This window comes from Pseudomonas sp. CNPSo 3701 (assembly GCF_028674975.1).
Taxonomy (GTDB): Bacteria; Pseudomonadota; Gammaproteobacteria; order Pseudomonadales; family Pseudomonadaceae; genus Aquipseudomonas; species Aquipseudomonas straminea.
In genome coordinates this window covers 866,629-892,313 of sequence record NZ_JAQZSI010000001.1, presented here as the reverse complement: position 1 = coordinate 892,313, position 25,685 = coordinate 866,629, and the positions used below count along the sequence as shown (strand labels likewise).

General features: G+C 60.9%; 22 protein-coding genes and 3 tRNA genes. 14 read left to right on the top strand and 11 right to left on the bottom strand.

From position 1 onward, the window contains the following. Window positions 1-15 precede the first annotated feature (15 nt). From PVA39_RS04055 to PVA39_RS04040, 4 genes are all read left to right on the top strand, one after another. Complete coding sequence (locus PVA39_RS04055; protein ID WP_013792851.1) at window positions 16-258, top strand: exodeoxyribonuclease VII small subunit; 243 nt, start codon at window positions 16-18, stop codon at window positions 256-258. Next, on the top strand, window positions 255-1,142 hold the full coding sequence (gene ispA, locus PVA39_RS04050) for a (2E,6E)-farnesyl diphosphate synthase (RefSeq protein WP_274122934.1): 888 nt from the start codon (window positions 255-257) through the stop codon (window positions 1,140-1,142). Before PVA39_RS04055 ends, ispA begins: the two co-directional genes overlap by 4 nt. 119 nt (window positions 1,143-1,261) lie before the next feature. Continuing rightward, window positions 1,262-3,148, top strand: a complete 1,887-nt coding sequence (gene dxs, locus PVA39_RS04045) for a 1-deoxy-D-xylulose-5-phosphate synthase (protein WP_274122933.1) — start codon at window positions 1,262-1,264, stop codon at window positions 3,146-3,148. A 99-nt stretch (window positions 3,149-3,247) separates the two neighbouring features. After that, window positions 3,248-5,476 carry a methyl-accepting chemotaxis protein gene (locus PVA39_RS04040; protein WP_274122932.1) on the top strand — a complete coding sequence of 743 codons (2,229 nt, stop codon included), beginning with the start codon at window positions 3,248-3,250 and terminating at the stop codon, window positions 5,474-5,476. Between the two features lie 117 nt (window positions 5,477-5,593). Here the strand turns inward: PVA39_RS04040 and PVA39_RS04035 are convergent, their stop codons facing one another. The 4 genes from PVA39_RS04035 to PVA39_RS04020 form a co-directional block, all read right to left on the bottom strand. Further along, on the bottom strand, window positions 5,594-6,604 hold the full coding sequence (locus tag PVA39_RS04035; RefSeq protein WP_147174758.1) for an AI-2E family transporter: 1,011 nt from the start codon (window positions 6,602-6,604) through the stop codon (window positions 5,594-5,596). 145 nt (window positions 6,605-6,749) lie between these two features. Next, complete coding sequence (locus tag PVA39_RS04030; RefSeq protein ID WP_274122930.1) at window positions 6,750-7,163, bottom strand: MFS transporter; 414 nt, start codon at window positions 7,161-7,163, stop codon at window positions 6,750-6,752. Continuing rightward, a complete protein-coding gene (gene ribA, locus PVA39_RS04025; protein ID WP_274122929.1) occupies window positions 7,160-7,777 on the bottom strand; it encodes a GTP cyclohydrolase II in 618 nt (205 codons plus the stop codon). The genes PVA39_RS04030 and ribA overlap by 4 nt, the downstream gene beginning before the upstream one ends. Window positions 7,778-7,888: 111 nt before the next feature. Then, complete coding sequence (locus PVA39_RS04020; protein ID WP_274122928.1) at window positions 7,889-8,317, bottom strand: DUF192 domain-containing protein; 429 nt, start codon at window positions 8,315-8,317, stop codon at window positions 7,889-7,891. Between the two features lie 165 nt (window positions 8,318-8,482). Here PVA39_RS04020 and PVA39_RS04015 point away from each other — a divergent pair, with 165 nt between their 5' ends. Continuing rightward, a complete protein-coding gene (locus PVA39_RS04015; protein ID WP_274122927.1) occupies window positions 8,483-10,066 on the top strand; it encodes a peptide chain release factor 3 in 1,584 nt (527 codons plus the stop codon). Window positions 10,067-10,151: 85 nt separating this feature from the next. Here PVA39_RS04015 and PVA39_RS04010 read toward each other — a convergent pair whose 3' ends face one another. The 4 genes from PVA39_RS04010 to PVA39_RS03995 form a co-directional block, all read right to left on the bottom strand. Continuing rightward, the gene (locus PVA39_RS04010; protein ID WP_274122926.1) at window positions 10,152-12,557 is read right to left on the bottom strand and encodes a membrane-bound PQQ-dependent dehydrogenase, glucose/quinate/shikimate family; all 2,406 of its coding nucleotides are present in this window, start codon (window positions 12,555-12,557) and stop codon (window positions 10,152-10,154) included. Window positions 12,558-12,853: 296 nt separating this feature from the next. Next, a complete protein-coding gene (locus PVA39_RS04005; RefSeq protein ID WP_274122925.1) occupies window positions 12,854-13,309 on the bottom strand; it encodes a pilin in 456 nt (151 codons plus the stop codon). 75 nt (window positions 13,310-13,384) lie between these two features. Continuing rightward, window positions 13,385-14,830: an O-antigen ligase family protein gene (locus tag PVA39_RS04000; RefSeq protein ID WP_274122924.1), complete on the bottom strand. Its 1,446-nt coding sequence runs from the start codon at window positions 14,828-14,830 to the stop codon at window positions 13,385-13,387. A 10-nt stretch (window positions 14,831-14,840) separates the two neighbouring features. After that, window positions 14,841-15,284 carry a pilin gene (locus PVA39_RS03995; RefSeq protein ID WP_274122923.1) on the bottom strand — a complete coding sequence of 148 codons (444 nt, stop codon included), beginning with the start codon at window positions 15,282-15,284 and terminating at the stop codon, window positions 14,841-14,843. Between the two features lie 260 nt (window positions 15,285-15,544). Between PVA39_RS03995 and pilB the strand changes: the two genes are divergently transcribed. The 7 genes from pilB to PVA39_RS03960 all read left to right on the top strand — a co-directional run bounded on the left by pilB (window position 15,545) and on the right by PVA39_RS03960 (window position 22,376). After that, window positions 15,545-17,245 carry a type IV-A pilus assembly ATPase PilB gene (gene pilB / locus PVA39_RS03990; RefSeq protein ID WP_274122922.1) on the top strand — a complete coding sequence of 567 codons (1,701 nt, stop codon included), beginning with the start codon at window positions 15,545-15,547 and terminating at the stop codon, window positions 17,243-17,245. 2 nt (window positions 17,246-17,247) lie between these two features. Next, on the top strand, window positions 17,248-18,471 hold the full coding sequence (locus PVA39_RS03985) for a type II secretion system F family protein (RefSeq protein ID WP_274122921.1): 1,224 nt from the start codon (window positions 17,248-17,250) through the stop codon (window positions 18,469-18,471). 3 nt (window positions 18,472-18,474) lie between these two features. Next, entirely contained in the window at window positions 18,475-19,347 is an 873-nt protein-coding gene (locus PVA39_RS03980; RefSeq protein ID WP_274122920.1) for a prepilin peptidase, read from the top strand. Between the two features lie 116 nt (window positions 19,348-19,463). Continuing rightward, entirely contained in the window at window positions 19,464-20,072 is a 609-nt protein-coding gene (gene coaE, locus PVA39_RS03975; protein WP_274122919.1) for a dephospho-CoA kinase, read from the top strand. Beyond that, the gene (yacG, locus tag PVA39_RS03970; RefSeq protein ID WP_013792874.1) at window positions 20,069-20,269 is read left to right on the top strand and encodes a DNA gyrase inhibitor YacG; all 201 of its coding nucleotides are present in this window, start codon (window positions 20,069-20,071) and stop codon (window positions 20,267-20,269) included. The genes coaE and yacG overlap by 4 nt, the downstream gene beginning before the upstream one ends. Before the next feature lie 35 nt (window positions 20,270-20,304). Continuing rightward, window positions 20,305-20,832, top strand: a complete 528-nt coding sequence (locus PVA39_RS03965; RefSeq protein ID WP_274122918.1) for an MOSC domain-containing protein — start codon at window positions 20,305-20,307, stop codon at window positions 20,830-20,832. 245 nt (window positions 20,833-21,077) lie between these two features. Then, on the top strand, window positions 21,078-22,376 hold the full coding sequence (locus PVA39_RS03960) for an NAD(P)/FAD-dependent oxidoreductase (RefSeq protein ID WP_274122917.1): 1,299 nt from the start codon (window positions 21,078-21,080) through the stop codon (window positions 22,374-22,376). Between the two features lie 144 nt (window positions 22,377-22,520). Here the strand turns inward: PVA39_RS03960 and PVA39_RS03955 are convergent. From PVA39_RS03955 to PVA39_RS03945, 3 genes are all read right to left on the bottom strand, one after another. Continuing rightward, a tRNA-Lys gene (locus tag PVA39_RS03955) sits at window positions 22,521-22,596 on the bottom strand. Window positions 22,597-22,601: 5 nt separating this feature from the next. Further along, window positions 22,602-22,678, bottom strand: a tRNA-Pro gene (locus tag PVA39_RS03950). A 9-nt stretch (window positions 22,679-22,687) separates the two neighbouring features. Next, window positions 22,688-22,763 (bottom strand) — tRNA-Asn (locus PVA39_RS03945). 190 nt (window positions 22,764-22,953) lie between these two features. On the opposite strand from PVA39_RS03945, the gene PVA39_RS03940 reads away from it, so the two are divergent. Together PVA39_RS03940 and PVA39_RS03935 are read left to right on the top strand one after the other, a co-directional pair. Next, window positions 22,954-25,209, top strand: coding sequence for a DUF1631 domain-containing protein (locus PVA39_RS03940; RefSeq protein WP_274122916.1), 2,256 nt, complete (start codon window positions 22,954-22,956; stop codon window positions 25,207-25,209). A gap of 9 nt (window positions 25,210-25,218) precedes the next feature. Then, window positions 25,219-25,551, top strand: a complete 333-nt coding sequence (locus PVA39_RS03935; RefSeq protein ID WP_274122915.1) for a PilZ domain-containing protein — start codon at window positions 25,219-25,221, stop codon at window positions 25,549-25,551. Window positions 25,552-25,685 lie beyond the last annotated feature (134 nt).

Genomic DNA, 25,685 nt, shown 5'->3' with positions numbered 1-25,685 from the left:
TGAGACCTGCTGACCATGGCCCGCAAGAAAGCCGCGCTCGACTTCGAGCAATCCCTCACCGAACTGCAAACCATTGTCGAGCGCCTGGAGAATGGCGAACTGTCGCTGGAGGAGTCGCTGAGCGCCTTCGAACAAGGCATCGGCCTGACCCGCGAATGCCAGGCCGCCCTGACCCAGGCCGAGCAGAAGGTGCAGATCCTCCTGGAGCGCGACGGCGCCCTGGAAGCGGCGCCGTTCGAAACGGACGAGCCGCTATGATCGCCGCCTACCAGACGCGCTGCCAGAAGCAGGTCGACGCCGCCCTCGAGCCGCTGTTCACCGCGCCACGCGCCGAACTCGAACGCCTCTACGCCGCCATGCGCTACAGCGTGTTCAACGGCGGCAAGCGCGTGCGCCCACTGCTCGCCTATGCCGCCTGCGAAGCCCTCGGCGGCAGCGCGCAACAGGCCGATGGTGCGGCCTGTGCGGTAGAGCTGATCCACGCCTATTCCCTGGTGCATGACGACCTGCCGGCCATGGACGACGACGACCTGCGCCGCGGTCAACCGACCACCCATATCGCCTTTGACGAAGCCACCGCGATTCTCGCCGGCGATGGCCTGCAGAGCCTGGCTTTCGACGTGCTCGCCAACACCCGGCACAACCCGCACAGCGCCGAGATTCGCCTGAGCATGTTCCAGGCTCTGGCCCAGGCTGCAGGCCCGGCCGGCATGGTCGGTGGCCAGGCCATCGACCTCGGCTCTGTAGGCCATCAGTTGCAGCAGCCGGCGCTGGAAGTCATGCATCGCCACAAGACCGGCGCGCTGATCGAAGCCGCCGTGCGCCTCGGAGCCCTGGCCAGTGGCCGCGCCGACGAACAGACCCTGGCTGCGCTGAGCATCTACGCCCGCGCCGTCGGCCTGGCCTTCCAGGTGCAGGACGACATTCTCGACGTGGAAAGCGATACCGCGACGCTAGGCAAGACCCAGGGCAAGGACCAAGCGAACGACAAGCCGACCTACCCGGCGCTGCTCGGCATGGCCGCCGCCAAGAGCTACGCTCTGGAGCTGCGCGACCAGGCGCTGCAGGCCCTGCAGCCCTTCGACGAAGCCGCCGAGCCACTGCGCGAACTGGCTCGTTATATCGTCGAACGGCGCAACTGAAACGCTGTCTATCTGACATCGCTGCTGCGGCAACCGCGCCCAAGTCCTCCCTTGGGCACAGGTGATCGCATCAGGTAGACTGCTCCACTTATTTTCGAATTCTTATAACGACTCGCCTGATGCCGACGACTTTCCACGAGATTCCCCGCGAACGCCCGCTGACGCCGCTGCTCGACCGCGCCAACACGCCGGATGAATTGCGCCGCCTTGGCGAGGCCGAGCTGGAGACCCTGGCGGATGAACTGCGCCAGTACCTGCTCTACACGGTCGGCCAGACCGGCGGGCATTTCGGTGCCGGCCTCGGGGTGATCGAACTGACCGTCGCCCTGCACTACGTCTTCGACACGCCAGACGATCGCCTGGTGTGGGACGTCGGCCATCAGGCCTACCCGCACAAGATCCTCACTGGCCGCCGCGAGCGCATGGGCAGCCTGCGCCAGAAGGACGGCATCGCCGCCTTCCCGCGTCGTTCGGAAAGCGAGTACGACACCTTTGGCGTCGGCCATTCCAGCACCTCGATCAGCGCCGCATTGGGCATGGCCATCGCCGCCCAGCGCCAGGGCAGCAAACGCAAATCGGTGGCGGTGATCGGTGACGGCGCGCTGACCGCCGGCATGGCCTTCGAAGCACTCAACCACGCGGCCGACGTGAAGGCCAACATGCTCGTGGTGCTCAACGACAACGACATGTCGATCTCCAAGAACGTCGGCGGCCTGTCCAACTACCTGGCCAAGATTCTCTCCAGCCGCACCTACGCCAACGTGCGCGAGGGCAGCAAGAAAGTGCTGTCCAAGCTGCCCGGCGCCTGGGAAATCGCCCGCAAGACCGAAGAGCACGCCAAGGGCATGCTGGTTTCGGGCACCATGTTCGAAGAGCTGGGCTGGAACTACATCGGCCCCATCGATGGCCACGACCTGCCGACTCTATTGGCCACCCTGCGCAACATGCGCGATCTGGAGGGCCTGCAGTTCCTCCACGTGGTCACCAAGAAGGGCAAGGGCTTCGCGCCCGCCGAAGTCGACCCGATCGTCTACCACGCCATCACCAAGCTGGAGCCGATCAACGCGCCGGCCAAGGTGAAGAAACCGTCCGGCCCGAAATACTCCAGCGTGTTTGGCCAGTGGCTGTGCGAAATGGCCGCCCATGACGAAAGCCTGATGGCCATCACCCCTGCCATGAAGGAAGGCTCCGATCTGGTCGCCTTCAGCGAACGCCACCCGGATCGCTACTTCGACGTGGCCATCGCCGAACAGCACGCGGTAACCCTGGCAGCCGGCATGGCCTGCGAAGGCGCCAAGCCGGTGGTGGCGATCTATTCGACCTTCCTGCAGCGCGCCTACGACCAGCTGATCCACGACGTCGCGGTGCAGAACCTCGACGTGCTGTTCGCCATCGACCGCGCCGGCCTGGTCGGCGAAGACGGCCCGACCCACGCGGGCAGCTTCGACCTTTCCTATCTGCGCTGCATTCCCGGCATGCTGATCATGACGCCGAGCGATGAAAACGAGCTGCACCACATGCTCACCACCGGCTACCAGTTCGCTGGCCCGGCGGCGGTGCGCTACCCGCGCGGCAGTGGCCCCAATGCGCCCATCGACCGCGAACTCACGCCACTGCCGATCGGCAAGGGTGTGGTGCGTCGCCAGGGCAAGGGCGTGGCTCTGCTGGTGTTCGGCGTGCAGCTGGCCGAAGCTCTGCGCGTCGGCGAAACCCTGGACGCCACGGTGGTCGACATGCGCTTCGTCAAACCCCTCGACGAAGCGCTGGTCAGCGAACTGGCCGCCAGCCACGATCTGCTGGTGACCATCGAGGAGAACAGCGTGATGGGCGGCGCCGGCAGCGCGGTCAGCGAATTCCTCGCCGGCCAAGGCACCCTCAAACCGATGCTGCACCTGGGTCTGCCCGACTACTACGTCGAGCATGCCCGCCCCGACCAGATGCTCGCCGAGTGCGGCCTGGACGCGGCCGGCATTGAGAAGGCGATCCGCACCCGCCTGAAAGGCTAAAGACACGCAAGCTCCGGGCCGACGAACGGCTCATATTTTGCATCAATTTCTTGCCGAAATTGGGCATATGTAGACCATCGTTCGATGGCCGGAGTCTGTATGCAACTGCGTAGCCACAAGATGGACTTTCACGGCCGCGAACGTCGCTGGCTGCCCTGGTTCGGCAAGGCGGGTAAGCTGGCCATGCGCTGGTCCTGCCTGCTCAATGCGCGGCACATGCCCCGCGTTGAAAAAACCTTCGCCGGCCTGGCCCAGACCCGCGTCGACCTGCTCCTCAACTGGGCTCAGCAGCACTGGCAGGCCCTCGAAGTGCTGGGCAGCGGCCTGACCTCAGCCTGGCCTGCCATCGCTCCCGGCAGCCTGCAACGGGCCCTGGCCCACATGCCCGAAGCCTCCGAACTGTTCGTGGTCGACACCACCGGGCATATCGTCGCCTCCACCCATGCCCCGCGCCAGGGCGCCCGCTACGATGCCCAGGCCCTGGCCGCCGGGCTGCGCGCTCCGTTCCTGCTGGGCCCGTACAGCGACGAGCTGACCCTGCAACTGGGCGCCACCACCTCGAAGTTTCACGACGCCGTCACCCTGATGTTCCACCAGCCGCTGAGCCATGCCGGCCGGGTGGTCGGCTGCCTGTGCGCGCGGATTCCCAACGACGTGATGAGCGATCTGATCCAGCGCGAGGCCGGCCACGTCTATCGTGATTCCGGCGACAACTACCTGTTCATGGTGCAAAGCGCCTACAACCCTGCCATCGCCCAGGGCACCGCACTGTCGCGATCGCGCTTCGAGGACGACGCCTTCACCGGTGGCGACAACCTGAAACAGGGCATACCAACGCCGTTCGGCACGGTAGAGGTGCGCAAGCACACCGAATTCGAACTGCGCTTCACCGCCCCCGCCACCGGCGAGCTGCACCCGGGTGTGCGGGAAACCATTCGCCATGGCAGCAACCTGTTCGTGCTCTACCCCGGCTACCCGGATTATCGCCACGTACCAGTAGTGGGCGCCGGGCTGACCCTGCGTATGCCGGGCTCACCGGATACCTGGGGGCTGATGTGCGAAGGCGACCTGGAAGAGGTTTATCGCCAGCGCAGCCTGAGCTTCTCGCTGGCCAGCCAGTTGCTGGCCGGCCTGGCCTTGCTGGGTGGCCTGCAGTGGTGGCTGACGCAGCAGTTGCCCGAGCACGCTGCGCCCCTGACCTTCGCTGCCGCCGGCGGGCTGCTGCTGGCCTTCTGGGCCTTCAGCCTGCGCGCGCGGGCGCGCTCGCTACAGTCGCTATCGGACTTCTTTCTGGACACCGCAGAATGTGGCGCACCGCTGAGCAACCGCCTGGCGCTGGAACGCTTCACCAGCGACGAGGCCGGCATCCTGGCCGGCTGGGTGAACAGTTTCGTCGACAAGATGGACCACACCATGCAGGGCATCGTCACGGCCGGTAATGCCCTGCAGGGCACCTCCACCGGCCTGAGCGGTACCGCCAGTAATGCTAGCCAGTGCGCCGCCCAGGGCCAAGCCGCCGCGGTGTCCACCGCAAGGGCGATGCTCGACGTCAATCACAGCATCGGCGAAGTCGCCCAGCATATTCACGACAGCGAGCAAGCCTCCCGCCAGGCCCTGAACCTGACCCGCCACGGCGCAAGGGCGGTGCAGCACAATGCCGATGAAGTGGCCCTGCTGGCCAGCCGTATCGAGCAGTCGAGCCAGGCCCTCGAAGCGCTGAGCCGGCAGACCGAGCAAATCCAGCACATCAGCGAGGCCATTCGCGGCATTGCCGACCAGACCAACCTGCTGGCCCTCAATGCCGCCATCGAAGCGGCGCGTGCCGGCGACAGTGGTCGCGGTTTCGCGGTGGTCGCCGACGAGGTTCGCGGCCTGGCCAGACGCACCGCACAGGCCACCCAGGAGATCGCCACCACGCTCGGCAGTGTTCGCCAGCAGACCCTCGATACTCAAACGGCCATGCACAGCTGCCAGCAAGCCGCGCAGAGCAGCGTGGCGCGCTCGGGCGAGGCCAGCGAGGCACTGGGGCGAATCGAACAGGAAGTGGCCGGCATGCAGGATCGCCTCGGCCAGATCAGCGCGGCAATGAAGCTGCAGTTGAGTCAGGTGCAGGCAGTCAACGGCCAGGCCCAGGCGATCACCGGGGCCGCCGAACGCAGCAGCCAGAGCGCCAGCGAAACACTGCAGGCGGCTCAGTCACTGGCTCAGCTGGTGCTCGACCTGCACAAGACTGCCAGCCGCCTGAGCCGCCATGAAAATCTCGGCGGCAACAGCGCATCACCCCTCGGGCAACCAACAGCATTCAACCTCAACGTAACTGCGCACTAGCACTCCCGAAGATCGCCATGGCTCGTAGCCTGGCGTTGAGCGCAGCGATACCCAGGTCGATTCCCCGGGTATCGCGCTGCTCAACCCAGGCTACAACCAGCCACTGCAAAGCCAGGCCTACACCCAGCCCTGGGCCTTGAATTCACTCTTCACGTAGGCGTAATAGACCGGCGCCGCCACCAGGCCGGCGATGCCGAAGGCGGCCTCGAACACCAGCATGACCAGCAATAGCTCCCAGGCCCGCGCCTTGATCTGCCCGCCGACGATGCGCGCATTGAGGAAGTACTCGACCTTGTGGATGACGATCAGGTAGGCCAACGCCCCCAGCGCCACCCAGATCGACAGCGACAGGCCGACCACGAAGATCGCGGTGTTGGAGATCAGGTTGCCGACCACCGGCAGCAGGCCGGCCAGAAAGGTGATCAGGATCAGCGTCTTGGTCAGCGGCAGGTGCACACCGAACAGCGGCAGCACGCCAATCAGGAAGATCGCGGTAAAGGTGGTGTTGAGCAGGGAGATCTTGATCTGCGCGAAGACGATATTGCGAAACGCCTCGACGAAACGCTGCACGCGGGTCAACAAGGCGCCGGCAAGAGGCTTGAGCTGATCCGGCTCAGGCACGCTCTGCAGCGCGATCACCGCGCCGAGAATCATGCCGATCAGAATGGTCACGAACATGTGCACGGCGCCCTTGCCGAGCAGCTGCAGTTCGCTGATATGCCCGCGCAGCCAGTCGTGCAGCGCCACGCGGATGTCGTCGACGTTGGCCGGCAGGTAGGCCACCAGCGCTTCGGGCAACTGCTCGCGGGCGCGGTCGACCACACCGAGCAGTTTGCCCATCATCCGCCCCGGGTTATTGAGTTCGTGCATCAGCAGCGAAAAGCCGCCAGCAAAGATCAGCCCAAGCACGGCTATCACCAGCACGCTCAGCACGCCGACCGCCAGCACACGCCCCATATGGCCGGCCAGCAGGCGCTGCATCGGCCGCGCCAGGCGGTTGACCAGTTCGAATACCAGAAGACCTGCCAACAGGCTGGGCAGCAATTTCAGAGGGAAGACCAGCAGGAGCGCACCGCCAACGATCAGGGCGCTGGCTGGGGAAAACCAGGGGGATACGGGGGCTTTCATAACGTCTGCAATGAACCGGAAGGCGTTCAATCTGCCAGTTGCCGGCGCGCTTTACCAGTGTCATCGCACAACCTGAGCACAAGCCCTGACGGCGATCAACAGGCAGGCGGCAGCACTGGGTCAGTCGGCGCGCTGGCCGCGAAAGTCAGAGCTGCCTGGGAATGCGGTAGAGGTAGAGCACCACGACGCTGGCCAGCGCCAGCAGGATCTGCGGCACCGCTTCCAACCCGGCGAATACTGCCAGAGCGGCGATCCAGGCCGGCAGCCCCGCCGCTAGCAATGCCGGCCGCCGGCGCTCGGCCAGGGTCAACCAGGCGGCGGGCTCGTCAGTGGTATTCAGGGCTTTAGCCGTAGCGAACAGGGCACGCTTGTAGGCGCTGAACAGTGGCAGGCTGACGAACAGCGAGGCCAGCCCGGCGATGAACAGCGGCATGGCCATCACGCCGGGTTGGCGCCCGGCACCGAACAGCAGATTGATCACAAACAGCGGCGCCAGGGTCAGTGCCAGTTGCCGCCACCAGAGCAGGGCCAACCGGCGCTTGACCGCGGCGCGGGTCAAGGCCGCTCGACCTCGCCCTGATGCAGCTTGCCGAGCATGTGCCCGAGCTTGCCGGCCTTGGTGGCCAGGTATTTGCTGTTGTGCGGGTTGTGCCCCAGTTGCAGCGGTACGCGATTGGCTACCGGAATGCCCATATCGCCCAGCGCCTTGACCTTGCGCGGGTTGTTGGTCATCAGCTTGAGCGAGTTGATTCCCAGGTGCTTGAGCATCGGCAGGCAGATGGCGTAGTCGCGCATGTCGGCGCCAAAGCCCAGACGCTCGTTGGCTTCGACGGTGTCGGCGCCGCCATCCTGCAGCTCGTAGGCGCGGATCTTGTTGAGCAGGCCGATGCCGCGGCCTTCCTGACGCAGGTACAGCAGCACGCCACGGCCCTCCTCGGCGATGGCACGCAGGGCGCCTTCGAGCTGGAAGCCACAATCGCAGCGCAGACTGAACAGCGCATCACCGGTCAGACACTCGGAATGCAGGCGCCCCAGCACCGGCTCGCCATCGGCCACGTTGCCGAAGGTCAGCGCGACATGCTCCTTGCCCGTGGCCTCTTCGAGAAAACCATGCATGGTGAACACACCGAACGGCGTCGGCAGTTGGGAGGCGGCGACGAACACGACAGACACCGGATGCTCCTGATAGCGGAAAAGGATGGGGATTTGCGAGGGGTGATAGTGTAACAGCAGCGTCAAGAGCCGCGTCAGCCGAATTACCGATCAAAAGGATCGAGTGCCGCTTCAGCCTTCCCGTTCGCAGTCGATGGTCACCCGACTACCGACCACCACACCAAGGCCGGCGAATTCGCCCCTGGCGACCTCGATGATATAGCGCACCGGCTCGTCCGAGCCGTGGCGCTGCAGGCTGAAGGGGCGCATGTCGACCAGCTTGCGCACCGTGCCGCCGTTATCGATGAAGGCCGCCGACAACGCGACGCGGGTGTCCTTCATCCACAGCTCGCGCAGCCCGTCCTGGGGCCAGGCGAAGAGCATGCCGCCGCCAACGTCATCACGACCGGACAATCCGATGGTGCGCGCATCAGGTGTGGCCGCGAGCGGCAGATCGCGTGTCTGCCCCGCCGGGAATCCAACCCGGCACTCGGGTAACTGCGCCAGCGCCATGTTCGAGGCAAGGCCCAAGGCGACGGACAAAAGAGCGGAATGCTTCATGCCAATCCAATGCGAGAACAGAGCGCCGATCTTACGTCATTCGTCGCAGCGGTGACGCGACAGACGTGCGCAGCGGATGCCCCAGCGCCTGTGCATTTGCCGCTATAATCGCGCATTTTTCCGGGCCGCCCTGGCCCGCTCACGCTTTCAAGCAGGCACGCATCCATGACCACTCAGGCCGCCGAAGTCGCCAAGCGCCGTACCTTCGCGATCATTTCCCACCCCGACGCTGGTAAGACCACCATCACCGAAAAACTGCTGCTGATGGGCAAGGCGATCGAAGTGGCCGGTACGGTGAAGTCGCGCAAATCCGACCGCCACGCGACATCCGACTGGATGGAAATGGAGAAGCAACGCGGCATTTCCATCACCACCTCGGTGATGCAGTTCCCCTATCGCGAACACATGATCAACCTGCTCGACACCCCGGGCCACGAAGACTTTTCGGAAGATACCTACCGCACCCTGACCGCAGTGGATAGCGCGCTGATGGTGCTCGACGGCGGTAAAGGCGTCGAGCCACGCACCATCGCCCTGATGGACGTGTGCCGCCTGCGCGACACGCCCATCGTCAGCTTCGTCAACAAGCTCGACCGTGACATCCGCGACCCCATCGAACTGCTCGACGAGATCGAAGCGGTGCTGAAGATCAAGGCCGCGCCGATCACCTGGCCGATCGGCTGCTACCGCGACTTCAAGGGCGTGTATCACCTGGAAGGCGACTACATCATCGTCTACACCGCCGGCCACGGCCACGAGCGCACCGAAGCCAAGATCATCCACAAGCTGGATTCCGACGAGGCCCGCGCTCACCTGGGCGACGAGTACGAGCGCTTCGTGGAGCAGCTGGAGCTGGTGCAGGTCGCCTGCCACCCGTTCGACCAGGATGAGTTCGACAACGGCCAACTGACTCCGGTGTTCTTCGGCACCGCACTGGGCAACTTCGGTGTCGACCATGTGCTCGACGCCGTGGTCGACTGGGCGCCGCGCCCCCTGGCCCGCGTGGCCCACGAGCGTCCGGTGGAGCCGATCGAGGAGAAGTTCACCGGCTTCGTGTTCAAGATCCAGGCGAACATGGACCCCAAGCACCGCGACCGCGTGGCCTTCATGCGCATCTGCTCGGGCAAGTATGAAAAAGGCATGAAGATGCGCCATGTGCGCACCGGCAAGGATGTGCGCATCGGCGACGCCCTGACCTTCTTCTCCAGCGAGCGGGAAATGCTCGAGGAAGCCTGGGCCGGCGACATCATCGGCCTGCACAACCACGGCACCATCCAGATTGGCGACACCTTCACCGAAGGCGAAGCGCTGGGCTTCACCGGCATCCCGCACTTCGCGCCTGAGCTGTTCCGCCGCGTGCGCCTGAAGGACCCGCTGAAATCCAAGCAACTGCGCCAGGGCCTGCAGCAGCTCGCCGAGGAAGGTGCCACCCAGGTGTTCTTCCCCGAGCGCAGCAACGACATCATCCTCGGCGCCGTCGGCGTGCTGCAGTTCGACGTGGTCGCCAGCCGCCTGAAAGAGGAATACAAGGTCGAGTGCGGCTACGAGCCGATCACCGTGTGGTCGGCGCGCTGGATCGAGTGCGACGACAAGAAGAAGCTCGAGGAATTCTCCAACAAGGCCGTGGAAAACCTCGCGGTCGACGGCGGTGGCCACCTCACCTACCTGGCACCGACCCGCGTCAACCTGAGCCTGATGGAAGAGCGCTGGCCGGACGTGAAATTCCGCGCGACCCGCGAACACCACTGATAGCGCTTTTCATGCTCAATGAAAACGGCCTGAATGGGCCGTTTTTCATGGGCGTTTCATAGACGGGATCAAGCAGGCTCGCTGCTTACTTATCTTCAGGCAGCGCCCAAGCCGTCACCGAGTCGCCGATCTTGGTGCCGAACGAACCGTGCCCGCCGGCCATCTGCACCACGTACTGCCTGCCGGTCTTTTCGGACACGTAGGTCATCGGCGTGGCCTGGCCGCCCGCCGGCAAGCGGCCTTTCCACAACTCTTTGCCGGTCTTCAGATCATAGGCGCGCAGGTAGTAATCCAGCGTACCGCTCATGAAGGCCACGCCGCCGGCGGTGACGATCGGCCCGCCAAGTGCTGGGGTACCGACCGGGAACGGCAGGCCCAGTGGCGCACTGTCGCGGCTGGTGCCGTTCTTGTGCATCCACACCTTCTTCATGGTGCGCAGGTCGACAGCGGTCACGTAGCCCCATGGCGGCGACTGACACGGCAAGCCCAGCACCGAAAGGAACGGCTGCAAACGCACCATATACGGCGCCCCCAGGTTCGGTTGCAGGCCGGTTTCACCACCGCCCATTTGCTCGTCAGGGTCGACTTCACTGCGCTTGACCATCTGCGAGATGAACGCCAGATAGTTGGGCGCGCCGAACAGCAGCTGGCGGTTCGGATCCACCGCCACCGATGGCCAGTTGAACACGCCGACGTTGCCCGGATAGATCAGCGAGCCGCCCTGGGACGGCGGCGTGAAATCGCCCTCGTAGCGCAGCTTGCGGAACTGGATACGACACAGCATCTGGTCGATCGGCGTACCGCCCCACATATCGCGCTCGCGCAGCGGCTCTTGCGGCGCGTAGCTCAGCGCCGATGTCGGCTGAGTGGCCGCAGTGGTGTCGCCGTAGTCGGTGCCCTGGGGCACCGGTATCTCGTTGACCGGCACGATGGGCTTACCGATACGGCGGTCGAGCACATACAGATCGCCGCGCTTGGTTGGCTGGATAAGCGCCGGCACCTTGCCCTGCGGACCGTCGATATCCACCAGAGTCGGTTGCGATGGCAGGTCACGGTCCCAGAGATCATGATGCACGGTCTTGAATTCCCAGCGCACCTTGCCGGTCGCGAGGTCCAGCGCCAGTACCGTGTCGGTGAAACGCTCAGCCAGCTCATCGCGCGGGATAGACCACTGATCCGGCGTCTGGTTGCCAGTCGGGATATATACCAGCCCCAGCGCTTCGTCGGCCGTGGGGATCGTCCAAGAATTGGGCGTGCTGCGCACATAGGTTTCGCCCGGTGCCAGCGGTTCGGTGGCATCCGGCTTGCCCGGATCGAAATTCCACACCAGCTCACCGGTTTTCACGTCGTAGGCGCGAATCACGCCACCCGGCGAATCCACCGAGCCGTTATCGGTGATCGAGCCGCCCTGAATCACCAGCTTGCTGGTCACCACGGGTGGCGAGGTCGGCAGATAGACACCGAGCGCGCCCTCACCCAGACCGGCTTTGAGATCGACCGTACCGGCGTCACCGAAATCCTCACACGGTTGGCCGTCATTGACGTCCAGGGCGATCAGAGTGGCGTCGTTGGTCGGCAGGAACAGACGCTTCTCACAGCGCGCAGCGGGTTGATCAGGCTGCTCGACCGCATTGGCAGTGGCCGCCGCAGCCGCGCCATCGTGATAAGCCAGGCCACGGCAAGTCATGTGCTGATAGTACCCGGCATCACGATTGATGCTCGGATCGAACCGCCACCGCTCCTCGCCCGTGTCCGCATCCAGCGCAATCGCCACGCTGTGGGGCGTACAGATGAACAGGGTATTGCCGACTTTCAGCGGAGTGACCTGATTGGTCAGCTCATGAGGATCGCCCTCACCCGGCAAATCCCCGTTATGAAACTCCCAGGCCTTCTCCAGTTTGCCGGCATTTTCAGGGGTGATCAGATCAGCCGTCGAATAACGATCACTGTGCCTCGAACCACCATAAGCCGGCCACTCACTTGGCGAGCGCTGCGCAACAGCGCCAGCTGCGTCACCCTGCATCTGCGCATCACTGAATTCGCCATCGATGGAATGGTAATCCTGGGTCAGCGAATAACCGGCCATCAGCGCACCAGCCAGGATCCCCACGCCCAAAACGCCAGTCGCACCATCACGCCAGACGCCATTGCGGCCGACATGCCGATTGACGAAAGGCAGGAACAGCCAGAGGCCGAGGATGCACCAAAGATCGATACGCGGTGCCAGTTGCCACCAGTCGAAGCGGACTTCGTAGAGGGTCCAGGCCAGGGTGCCAAGCAGCAACAGGCCGTAGAGACCAATCGCCATTCGCCGCCGCGCGAACAGCAGGCCCGCCACGACAAGCAGGCTAATACCCGCCACAAGGTAATACCACGACCCACCCAGCACCACGAGATACCCGCCTCCACCGGCAATCGCCAGGCCAAACAGAAGCATCGCCAGCGAGGTAAGGGCAATGCGTAGGGGCCGACGGCCGTCTTCCATAGTCATGCGGGAACTCTCCATCCAATTTCATTCACAGCCAGCCAAAGCGAAGCCTTTTGAAACATCTGCTCAGTAATGGTCAGTGGAGAGGGGGGAGTGGTTTTGGTTCAGGTTTTTTCTGGCGTGGATTGGAAACGTTTGACTATTGCAGTAGAGTCGAAGTACTCGGTGACTTGTCACTCTCCCTTTGTCCGAGTGACCCGCCATACGACATAAAGCAAAAGAAGCAGAAGATTCTGCAATCAAACACGGACCGCGCCTTACCAATCATGCCTAAAATTCAAATTTAATCCACAATATCGCTACCAGCAATCAACTGGCCGATAACGGTCCTTCCACCCGGCCGCTAAAGAACCATTAATAGAACAGCGCCAAACACCGTCGATGCTGCGAACAGTGGATATGGAAACGCCTACTAAAGATGGACTCGCAGCACCTCCCATCATTAAAGAAAGACTGACAGTGCCTTCAGGATCATATGTCACGAAACTGGTAGAGGGCTCTGCCAGTCGCGGCTGCGTGAACCCTATCTCTTCATTGCTGACGGCCCTTTTACCAGATGCCATTCTTTCTTCGACTACTGCTCTGTAGCTTGCCACCTCAGCATAAAGAACCCGAACCTGAGTCGTATTGCCATAATCTTGATACACGGGAATCGCAATAGCAGCCAGCACTCCCACAATGGAAACTACGACTATAAACTCCACTATCGTGAAGCCTTTCATCAAGGCACGCCACTGTTTTAAATCATAGCGCATTAGACTATTCATTTACATTTCTCAACGGCTATTAAAACAGACCAGCATTAGTATACAACTCATACAGAACAATCTCTAAAACCACCACCTTATCGACATGGGGATCCAACCCTGCTGCCAGAATCTGGGTTTCCATCCAGTAACGTGCTCCTCTAAATAGTGCTGTTGCACAGATGGTAGTTTAGGCACATCAAATATCAAAATAGCGGCCAACAGCAAAGCACAGGGAAAGGCCAACATAACGCGCGAAAGGCACCAACCACGAATAAAGACTGGACCAGTCGACCACCGCGCAATGGCGACGCCGACCAATATGGCCAACCATGTCTGAGTATAAGGCATGACGAATACGCCATCGACTTGAGCCAAGACTAGCGCCCCCAATATTGCCACCCAAAGACAAGCGTCAGTCTCTGTGCTTTTATCCGAGCATAAGTAGTGAGTACCTCTCCACATACCTTTACAAATGAGCATGAGCATCAAAGCAGTTGCTGGAGTCCCCCACTCGGCTAGCCATTGCAAAACCATTTGATGAGGATGCGCTGCTATATCGTTGTGTAATGCTGCAAAATGCATTGGTCCTACACCGAACCAAGGATTATCCAATGCCATTAACCAAGCATCGGCCCAGAGGATGCCCCTGGCGGACAATCCCGCTCGAAGCCCATCGTGCACAATCGCTTTTTCTCCGACCCAAGAAGGAATTAAGACGAACAGAACCAAAAATAATGCGCCTCCCACGGAGGCAGCCACTATCTGAACTCCTAGGATGCGCCAAAACTTACGCGCAACCGAAAACAACAAAAAATTAGAAACGAGCAAAGCAACCCATACTCCTCGCCCACCAAGAGAGTATGAAATACACCACGAAATGGAAAGAACCATCAAAAACACAAAAGAAAAAATCCGTCTAGCGGATAAATTCTTCATCACCAGAGAAGCCAGCACAGGCATTACAAGCACTTGAAACTGCCCAAAAGACCGAGGATTACTAAAACCACTCACCAGCACATCTACATGGAGCATCTGAATACCTGTTATAAATGCTGCGAGGTAAGAAACAAGAAACTGAGCAGACAATACAACTGCCACTACAGCAAGCAGATAAAAAAAAGCGCTATCAACTCTGTAATCACAACAGAGTTTAGCGACACATAGCGCAAGAAGAAAACACCCTAAAAATACTACCCATTCCCGCAATGCCCATTCGGGAAAAGCCGAAAGACATGCAGACACCAAGCCAAGGACAACCACTCCCAAGACAAGAAGAAAATTTTGCGAAGAAAAAAAATTACAACCATTAAAAACCGACAACATACACACTAAAAAAAGAAGTATAACTTGCATAACTCGCTGCTGATCGTGCCACCCATAACCGACCCAAAAATTAGAAGTCACTGAAAACGAGAAAAAAACAAAAAAAACGAACACAAGAACCGTAAAGCAAGCTCTTCCAAAAACCCAAAATCTTATCAAAAGAACCCCCCAAAAAAATGCCCCGCATAAGCGGGGCATTTCCATAAAACTAAACTCAGCTTGCAGTGCAACCAGTTGGCAGGAACGAATCTTTCCAGCCGCTTGGGCGCGAGGCAACGTTACAGCTCCAAACGCCAGTAGCGCTACGGCCCATTTGAACGACTGCACCTTGAATAGCAGGATTACCTTTGAGAGTGCAGGTCAGGGCAGTCGCAGAGGCACCGCTAGTCGGAGCGCCTACAGTGACACTGCTGCAACGGTTAGTGGAAGTAGCCAGCCCCATGTTATCAGCGGTGTAGTAGGCAGTTGCCTTACCTTCGTTAACCGCTGACTCATAAGAAGTCTTGGCGCCTGCGATATCGGCCAGGCCTGTGGTAACCTGGGTTTTAGCAACGTAGTCCTGATAAGCAGGAATGGCGATGGCAGCCAGAATGCCGATAATCGCAACAACGATCATCAGTTCGATAAGGGTAAAACCCTTTTGCGCTTGAGCTTTCATGTAATTCTCCAGTCATTAAGTGTCAGGCAGACAAGCCTGGCGATAACATAGCAGAAGCCGTGCCAAGTCTTGAGCGCCGCCCTTTGGCCACAATTACTGCAAACGCCCTCACAAAATTACCACTCTCGTTGACGCCATGGCCATTACGCCAAACACATTGATGCGCATCTTGTGACACTTTGCGTCACCTTGGCATCGGCAATTTGGCAGCCCCCGGCATCTACGCTATAACGCACCCATCTATTGATGCTGAGGTGCCCATGAGCGAGAACATTCCCCTTTCCGGCCTGGCCAAGCAGGTGGTGCTAGCCGAGCTGCTGGACGAGAAGGCCGCTCAACAGGCGCAGGTACAAGCTAAGCGCAACAAACTCTCTCTTGTTCATTACCTGGCCCAGAACAAGCTGGTAAAAAGCCGCGCGCTGGCTGAGCTGACGGCGGATCAGTTCGGCATCGCCTATTTCGATCTGAGCGCGCTGGACAAGGAAAGCCAACCGAAGGATCTAGTCAGCGAGAAGCTGGTGCGCCAACACCGCGCGCTGCCCCTTTGGCGCCGGGGCAATAAGCTTTTCATCGGCATATCCGATCCCTCTAACCATCAAGTCGTTACCGACATTCAGTTCAGCACGGGACTTTCTACGGAAGCCCTGCTGGTGGAAGACGACAAGCTTGGCGATGCCATCGAAAAATTCTTCGATACAGGCCACAGCGGCCTTGAAGACCTGGGAGATGTGGACCTCGACGGACTGGAGACGGAGACTGTCGACGATGACAGGAAGCCAGACGGCGGCCAGGATGCCGATGATGCCCCCGTGGTGCGCTTCGTCAACAAGATGCTGCTCGATGCCATTAAAGGCGGCTCATCGGACCTGCATTTCGAACCCTACGAAAGAACCTACCGCGTTCGCTTTCGTACCGATGGCATCCTGCACGAAACGGCCCGCCCGCCGATTCAGCTGGCACCACGCATTTCCGCGCGCCTGAAGGTCATGGCCGGTCTGGATATATCCGAGCGACGCAAGCCGCAGGACGGCCGCATCAAGATGAAGATTTCCAAGAGCAAATCCATCGACTTCCGCGTAAACACTCTGCCAACGCTGTGGGGCGAGAAGATTGTGATGCGGATTCTGGACTCCGCCAGCGCACAGATGGGGATCGACGCTCTAGGCTACGAGGAAGACCAGAAAGAGCTATATCTCAACGCCCTCAAACAGCCTCAGGGCATGATCTTGGTCACCGGCCCCACCGGCTCCGGCAAGACGGTATCCCTTTATACCGGCCTGAATATCCTCAACACCCCGGATGTGAATATCTCCACGGCTGAAGACCCAGTGGAGATCAACCTGGAAGGCATCAATCAGGTGAACGTCAATCCCAAGCAGGGGATGGACTTTACCCAGGCGTTACGTGCATTCCTGCGCCAGGACCCGGACATCATCATGGTCGGCGAGATTCGCGACTTGGACACCGCCTCCATCGCCATCAAGGCCGCGCAAACTGGCCATATGGTGATGTCAACCCTGCACACCAACAGCGCAGCCGAGACCCTCACGCGCCTGCGCAACATGGGCGTGCCCTCGTTCAACATCGCCACCTCTGTGAACCTGATCATCGCCCAGCGCCTGGCGCGCAAGCTATGCGCGTCCTGCAAGAAGGAAGTAGATGTGCCTCGCGAGGTGCTGCTCGAAGAAGGCTTCCCGGAAAGCAAGATCGGTAGTTTCAAGATCTATGGTCCGGTTGGCTGTGAAAATTGCAAGAACGGTTACAAAGGCCGTGTCGGTATTTATGAAGTGGTTAAAAACACGCCGAGCCTGCAGCGGATTATCATGGAGGAAGGCAACTCCATCGATATTGCCGCGCAAATGCGCAAAGACGGCTTTAACGACCTGCGCACCTCGGCCCTTGTGAAGGCCATGCAAGGCGTGACCAGTCTTGAGGAAGTCAACCGAGTGACCAAGGATTAACCATGGCAGCAGCAGCAAAAGCGCCCAAGACCAGCACCTTCGTTTGGGAAGGCAAGGATCGCAAGGGCAGCATCGTCAAAGGCGAGCTCAGCGGCCAGAACCCGGCCTTGATCAAGGCGCAGTTGCGCAAACAGGGTATCAACCCGACTAAGGTCCGCAAGAAAGGCATGAGCCTGGGTGGCACCGGCAAGAAGATCAAACCGCTGGATATTGCCCTGTTTGCCCGCCAGATGGCCACCATGATGAAAGCAGGCGTGCCACTGCTGCAGTCTTTCGACATCATCGCTGACGGCGTGGAGAAACCCGCCATGCGTAAGTTGGTGGACGAACTGAAACAACACGTGGCCGCAGGTAACAGCTTTGCTGCAGCACTGCGCACCAAACCTGAGTACTTCGATAACCTTTTCTGCAACTTGGTAGAGGCTGGCGAGCAATCAGGCGCGCTGGAAACACTGCTTGACCGAGTAGCTACTTACAAGGAAAAGACGGAGGCACTTAAGGCAAAGATCAAGAAAGCGATGAACTATCCGATCGCAGTCATAGCTGTCGCCGTTATCGTCTCGTGTATCCTGCTAATCAAGGTAGTACCTCAGTTCGAGTCGGTATTTTCCAGCTTTGGCGCCGAACTTCCTGCATTCACTGTTTTTGTGATTGGCATTTCCAACACGCTACAGAATTGGTGGTACATCGTATTGCTAGGCGGTGCTGCGGCAGGCTATGCATTTATACAAGCCAAGCAACGTTCAGAGAAATTCCGCAATAGCCTAGATCGCGCCGTACTCAAAGCCCCGGTGATTGGCAACATCGTCTACAAATCATCGGTCGCAAGATACGCGCGTACGCTATCCACTACTTTTGCCGCTGGCGTACCACTGGTGGAGGCGCTGGACTCTGTGGCCGGGGCGACAGGCAACGTGGTTTTCCGTGATGCAGTCGCCAAGGTCAAGCAGGATGTCACAAGCGGTATGCAGCTGAACTTTTCCATGCGCTCAACCAACGCCTTCCCAGCCATGGCCGTTCAAATGACTGCGATTGGCGAGGAGTCCGGCGCGCTGGATACCATGCTCGACAAGGTTGCCAGCTACTACGAAGCCGAAGTAGACAACGCTGTGGATGGCCTCACAGCACTGATGGAGCCCCTCATCATGTCCGTGCTCGGCGTTCTGGTCGGCGGTCTGATCATCGCCATGTACTTGCCAATCTTCCAACTGGGCAACGTCGTTTAAGCTATGACCGTAATCGACCTCCTGGCCGGCAATACGCCGGCCTTTGTTTTCTGCGCGCTGATCGTCGGCCTGCTGGTCGGCAGCTTCCTCAACGTGGTGATTCACCGGCTGCCGAAGATGATGCTGCGCGACTGGCGCATCCAGGCGCGGGAAGTACTGGAGCTACCAGCCGAGTCTGCTGGTGAAACCTACAACCTGGTACTCCCCCACTCCAGTTGCCCACATTGCAACCATGAAATCCGGCCGTGGGAAAATATTCCGGTCATCAGCTACCTGTTCCTGCGCGGCAAGTGCGCCGGCTGTAAGGCGAAGATTAGTCTGCGCTATCCGCTAGTCGAACTCGCCTGCGGGCTGATTTCGGCCTACGTCGCCTGGCATTTTGGGTTTGGCTGGCAAGCGTCAGGCATGTTGGTGCTGGCCTGGGGGCTGCTGGCGATGAGCATGATCGATGCCGATCACCAGTTGCTGCCGGACGCGCTGGTGCTGCCGCTGCTGTGGCTGGGCTTGATCGCCAATAACTTCGGGCTGTTTACCAGCCTGGAAGATGCCCTGTGGGGCGCCGTTGCGGGCTACCTGAGCCTCTGGTCAGTGTTCTGGCTGTTCAAGCTAGTGACCGGCAAGGAAGGCATGGGTTATGGCGACTTCAAGCTGCTCGCCATGCTTGGCGCCTGGGGTGGCTGGCAGATTCTGCCGCTGACCATTCTGCTTTCTTCGGTGGTCGGTGCCGTGCTCGGGGTGATCATGCTGCGCTTGCGCGATGCCAGTACCAGCACACCGATTCCTTTCGGCCCTTACCTGGCTATTGCCGGCTTTATCGCGCTGCTGTGGGGCAAGCAGATTACCGCGGGTTACTTGCAATTCGCAGGTTTCAACTAAGGCGTCCCAACTTCCCCGGGTTATCGCTTCGCTCAACCCAGGCTACTGCCGACTGATTCGCCACACACGCCCGACTCCCTTACAATCCGCCCCTGATTTTCTGAGGGGCAACGACCATGAAACCCTGGACGCTCGGGCTCACCGGCGGCATCGGCAGTGGCAAAAGCGCCGTGGCCGCGCAATTCGCCGCACTGGGCGTGGATGTGGTCGATGCCGATCAGGCCGCTCGCTGGGTCGTCGAACCGGGCCGCCCTGCCCTGGCGGCCATAGCCGAGCACTTCGGCGAACAGGTGCTGCAAGCCGACGGTCAATTGAACCGCCCGGCACTGCGAGAGCTGATTTTCCAATCGCCTGCCGAACGGGGTTGGCTGGAAAGATTGCTGCATCCGTTGATCGCCGCAGAAACCGCGCAGTTTCTGGCCAATGCCAAGTCGCCCTACGCCATCACGGTCTCGCCGCTGCTGATCGAATCCGGCCAGTACAAGCTGACCCAGCGCATCCTGGTGGTGGACGTGCCCGAGCAGCTGCAAATCGAGCGCACCATGCAGCGTGATCGGTTGTCTGCCGAACAGGTGCGCGCCATCATGGCCGCCCAGGCCACTCGCGAAACACGTCTGAGCCATGGCGATGACGTACTGGTAAACGACCGTGACCTGACCTGGGTCAAACAGGAAGTCGAGCGCCTGCATGCCTTTTACCTGACCCTCAATGGAGGCCAACCATGACCGCTCCAACTCTCGTTGCCTGCCCGACCTGCGCAGCTCCCGTGGAATGGGGTCCGCAAAGCCCGAGCCGGCCTTTCTGTTCCGAACGCTGCAAGCTGATCGACCTGGGCGCCTGGGCATCGGAAGAGCATGCGATTCCCGGTAATCCGCTGGAGGACGATCTGTTCTCCGATGATTTGCCGCCCAGCCGGCACTGAGCCGCCCCAGCCCATCAAGACGGCGGAACCACACCTTGAGGCCTGACGCCTACCCAGCCAGCCCACTCCAGGAACTTATCGCCGCCGTGCCGCAACAGGGCCAGGTGCGCTGGATCGGCGTACGCCCCGAGCGCCTCGGCGACATGCTGATTCTCGACGCGGTCGAGGCGCGCCGCGAAGCGGGCCTGACCGGCGATCATGCGCGCCCCGGCCCGCGCAATGCGCGCCAGGTCACGCTGATCCAGTGGGAGCACCTGGCCGTGATCAGCGCCCTGCTCGGCCGCGACGCTGAGCACGCGATAAAGCCCGAGGATCTCAGGCGCAATATCGCCATCAGCGGTATCAATCTGTTCAGCCTCAAGGGCCGCCGCTTTCGCATCGGCCAGGCGCTCCTGGAAACTACTGGCTGGTGCCAGCCCTGCGCCAAGCTGGAACAGCGCCTGGGCCTCGGGACGTTTCAGGCCGTCCGTGGCCATGGCGGGATCACCGCACGAGTGATCAATAGCGGCATCATTCGCCTGGGCGACAGGCTCGAAGTCGAATCGCTGGAACACCTCGAATAGCAATACCATCGCACGCTCGCTGCTCAGCACGCTGTTAGAATGCATGCAACCCGCCGCTGACGAATTGAACCCAGGCGGCTGGCTTTCTGTCGATGAGTTGATGCAACGCACGCAACCTCGCTGCAGCACCACCCGTTTTCTGAAGCGCAGGCAACCGCCTGCGTGGATTGGCACATGAGTCGCCCGACGCTGGAGCACCGCTCGCCCGGACTCGCCAACGATTTCTTAGCCTTGTGAGACTCACCATGACCCATCGAATCGTCATTGTCGGCGGCGGCGCCGGCGGACTGGAGCTGGCTACCCGCCTGGGCCAAAAGCTCGGCAAGCGCGGTAAGGCGCACATCACCCTGGCCGATGCCAACCTCACCCATATCTGGAAACCGCTGCTGCATGAAGTGGCCGCCGGCTCGCTGAACTCCACGGAGAACGAGCTGAATTACGTGGCCCAGGCGAAGTGGAACCACTTCGAGTTCCAACTTGGCCGCATGAGCGGGCTGGACCGCGAACGCAAGACCATTCAGTTGGCCGCCACCCTGGACGAAGACAATCGCGAACTGGTGCCCGCCCGCGAGCTGCCCTATGACACGCTGGTGATTTCAGTGGGCAGCACCACCAACGATTTCGGTACCGAGGGGGCGGCCAACCACTGCATCTTCCTCGACACGCGCGAGCAAGCCGAGCGCTTCCACCGCAAGCTGCTCAGCCATTACCTGCGCGCCCACGCGGGCAAAGGCGATAACGTTCAGATCAGCGTCGCCATCGTCGGCGCCGGCGCCACCGGCGTGGAGCTGGCTGCCGAGCTGCACCACGCCGCACGCGAACTGGCGGCCTATGGTCTGGACCGCATTCGCCCGGAAAACATGCGCATCAGCCTGGTCGAAGCCGGGCCACGGGTATTGCCTGCCCTGCCAGAGCGCATCAGCGCGCCGGTGCACAAGACCTTGCAGGAGCTTGGCGTGAACGTCATGACTGGCGCAGCGGTGAAGGAAGTCACCGCCGACGGCCTGATACTGGCCAACGGCGAAACCATCTCCGCCAGCCTCAAAGTATGGGCCGCCGGTATCCGTGCGCCGGCGTTTCTCAAGGACCTGGACGGCCTGGAAAGCAACCGCATCAACCAGTTGGTCGTCACCAGCACCCTGCAAACCACGCGCGACGAGAACATCTTTGCCTTTGGCGACTGCGCCGCCTGCCCAATGGGGGACGGTAGCGAACGCAACGTGCCTCCACGTGCGCAGGCGGCCCATCAACAGGCCTCGCTGCTGGTCAAGTCGCTGACGCTGCGCCTGCAGAATCAGCCGCTGCCGAGCTACACCTACAAGGATTACGGCTCGCTGATCTCGCTATCGAGCTTCAGCGCCGTCGGCAATCTGATGGGCAACCTGATGGGAAGCGTGAAACTGGAAGGCTGGTTGGCGCGGATGTTCTACGTCTCGCTATATCGCATGCACCAGATAGCGCTATACGGCCCCTTCCGCACACTGTTGCTGATGCTCAGTGACCGCATCGGCCGCAGTACCGACCCGCGCCTGAAATTGCACTGACCCCCAGCGCATTGCCGGGCACCCTGCCCGGCAATGCCTACAGCTGCAACTGAGCAGCCACCAGGCAACGTCAAGCGGTTTATAGATGCCAGAAAGCAAAAAACCCGCCTTTTGGCGGGTTCTTTACTCAAGCCGAGTTTGAAATGGTGGGTCGTGTAGGATTCGAACCTACGACCAATTGGTTAAAAGCCAACTGCTCTACCAACTGAGCTAACGACCCAAATATGGTCGGGGTGAGGGGATTCGAACTCCTGACATCCTGCTCCCAAAGCAGGCGCGCTACCGGACTGCGCTACACCCCGAGGAAAGATTGGCTCCGCGACCTGGACTCGAACCAGGGACCCAATGATTAACAGTCATTTGCTCTACCGACTGAGCTATCGCGGAACTATGCTCTTTCTTTTCTCTGTTTGCGTTGCCGCTGCAGAGGCGCGCCATTTTACGGTTTCGCAAACTGCTGTCAACCCCCTAAATTGCTTTTATGACAATGCTTTGCGAACGGGTAGTCATTTGCTTTACCTTCGAGGCATACCTGCACAGCCTGATGCACCGCACCGGGCCTTATTCAGGATCTCAGATGAGCACTCAAGGCACGCCGCCATCCCCCGGCATTTCCAGCACGCTGGCCAGCAGAGGCATCCAGCCGCGCTTCAGCGAGTTGGGACAGAGCTGCCGCAAGCTGGTGCTCAATCACCTGGCGGATCATCTGACACGCACCTTTGCCCAGGTCGACGACACCCTCTTTCAATGTGCCGAGCAAGCGGAGAACAATCAGGTTCAGTCCATGTTCTTCGACAGCATGCGCGAAGTGCGCAGACTGCGGCCGCAGATCGAACGCCACTATCACCTGAACATTTCCAAAGGCATCGCCGATTTCCTCGACGGCAAGCTGGTCGCCAGCCAGCCCAAGGACGTTCCGGCCGAAGACCTGGCGCTGATCGACAATGAGGCCTACGAGGAAGCGCTGCAGGTCACCAACATGGCGCAGCGAGTTCAAACGCGTTGCGCACAGGCCCTGTTCGCGCTGGACAAGCGCCTGGCCCTGCTCAACAACGGCCAGCCTGTGCCTGCCGAGCTCAATCCATTTTCCCCGAAGAACATTGCTCACGCTCTGCTGACCGCACTACAACCGAGCCAATTGCCGCTGCGAATCAAGCTGGTGCTCTACGGCCTGTTCGACAAGCAGCTGATGCACGGGCTGGACGCGCTCTATGAAGCCCTTAATAGTCGACTGATCGAAGCAGGCGTGCTGCCCAACCTCAAATTCTCGGCAGCGCGCAATCCGCAGTCGCCTTCACCTGCCGCAAGCAGCCCCGCAGCCAATACGCCACAGGCCGCAGCTGTCGACTTGGCGGCGAACCCACCCGGCGATGCCGCGCAGTTAGCCGAAGGGCTCGACCACCTTCTCGCCGAATATCGCAAACAGCAGCACGCCATAGGCCCACTCTACGGTTCGCCAAGCATGGCCAGTTTTGCGCCGCCAGGTGCCAGGCGTAGCTACGAGGCAGGCGAGCTGCTCGACGCACTCAATCGGTTGCAACAGGCCTCCGCCGCCGACCTCATGCAACACCCGGATCGTCCGCTGCAGGTGACTGACCTGAAAACCGAGCTTCACCGCCAACTCGCCAGCCAGAGCGAGGCGCCCCAGCAGCACCGTGTCGGCAGCCATGAAACCGATGTCATCGACCTGGTCGGGATGATCTTCGACTTCATCCTCGATGACGAGAACCTGCCGCAACCCTATAAGGTCGCCCTCTCCCACCTGCACACGCCCTGCCTGAAAGTGGCGCTACTGGATCGCGCGCTATTCAGCCAGCCCCACCATCCAGCCCGCCGGCTGATCAATGCCATGGCCCAGGCCGGCGTACTCTATGGCGTCCAAGAGGACAGTTACGGCCTGCTGAGCAAAGTGCAGTGGATGGTGCGCCAGGTGGTTCAGCAGTTCAGTGGCGACCTGCGCCTGTTCGAGATACTGCTCGGTGAGTTCGACGAGTTCACCCGCGGTATCAAGCAGCGGGTGGAGCTTCAGGAGCGCCGCGCCGTGGAGACGGCCAAAGGCCGCGACAAGCTGCTCGGCGCCCGCCATAACGCCGCGCAGGCCATCGCCCAGGCACTGGCCAGGCGCTCGCCGCCGCCGATCATCCGCCAATTTCTGGAGCGCACCTGGATCGACGTGCTGGTATTCGTGCAGTTACGCCATGGCGCCAGCAGCCCTAAATGGCAGCGCGCCAGTGAAACAGCCGAGAACCTGGCGTGGAGCGGCACCCTGCTCGATGCCGCGCAACGTGATCGCCTGCAGCGCCTGCGCATTGAGATGCTCGATGAGTTGCGCAATGGCCTGATGCTGCTCGGCGGTTATCACGAAGATGATATTCGCCGCCTGCTGCAGGACCTGGTGGCCTGTCAGCACGCCGTCCAGGCCGGTCAGCCGCACCTGGCCTCCAAACTCAGTCTACCGCCAAGCCCCAACGCCCTCGGAGCCATGCTCGACGATGAGGCAGCGCTTCTCGCCACGGCACGCAAGCGCCAGCCAGCCGATCAGGGGCTGATCAGCCAACTTGAAAAGCTTGAGTTCGGCACCTGGTTCGACTTCATTCTGGGCGGCAAACGGCAAACCCTGAAGCTCTCCTGGTACAGCCCCACCACCCATAACTGCATGTTCGTCGACCGCAACGGCCAGCGCGCCGCGGTCAAATCGGTGGAACAACTGGCCGAGGAATTGCAGCAGGGTACGGCGCGGCGCAGTAAGCCCGAACGCGCGGCGCCGGTGGTCGACCGCGCTCTACAGGCCGTCTACCGTGTGCTCCAGCAACTGACCGGACGAACCACCTGAGGGCCTTCCATGGATGATCGTCGCCAACACCCTCGCTACACGGCCGCCGCGCTGCTCGAGCTCTATGAGCAGCACGGCGAAACCTGCCTGGGCCGCATCGCTGATCTGTCCAGCGAAGGCTTCATGCTCTGCAGCACTGCGCCGCAGCCCCCCGACATCTTGGTCGAATGCCGCCTGGTAGGCGATGACGTGGACGACCTGTGCTTTACCGCCGACTGCCTGTGGAGCCGTGAAGGCGAGGCGGACCAGCCGTCCTGGGCGGGCTATCACATCATCGACATAGACGCGCTCAATACCCAGAAGCTGCAGAAGCTTCTCAAGCAGCTGCAGGCTTGCAGCTAACCGCGCCACATCGCCAGAAGGGCGCCATAGAGCGCTTTCCGCGCATCCGATAAACGACATCGATCACAGTATCGGCAACAGCGATTAGACGCTTGCCCAGTAAACGCCTAGGCTTCTCTGTGTCAATCCGCCGC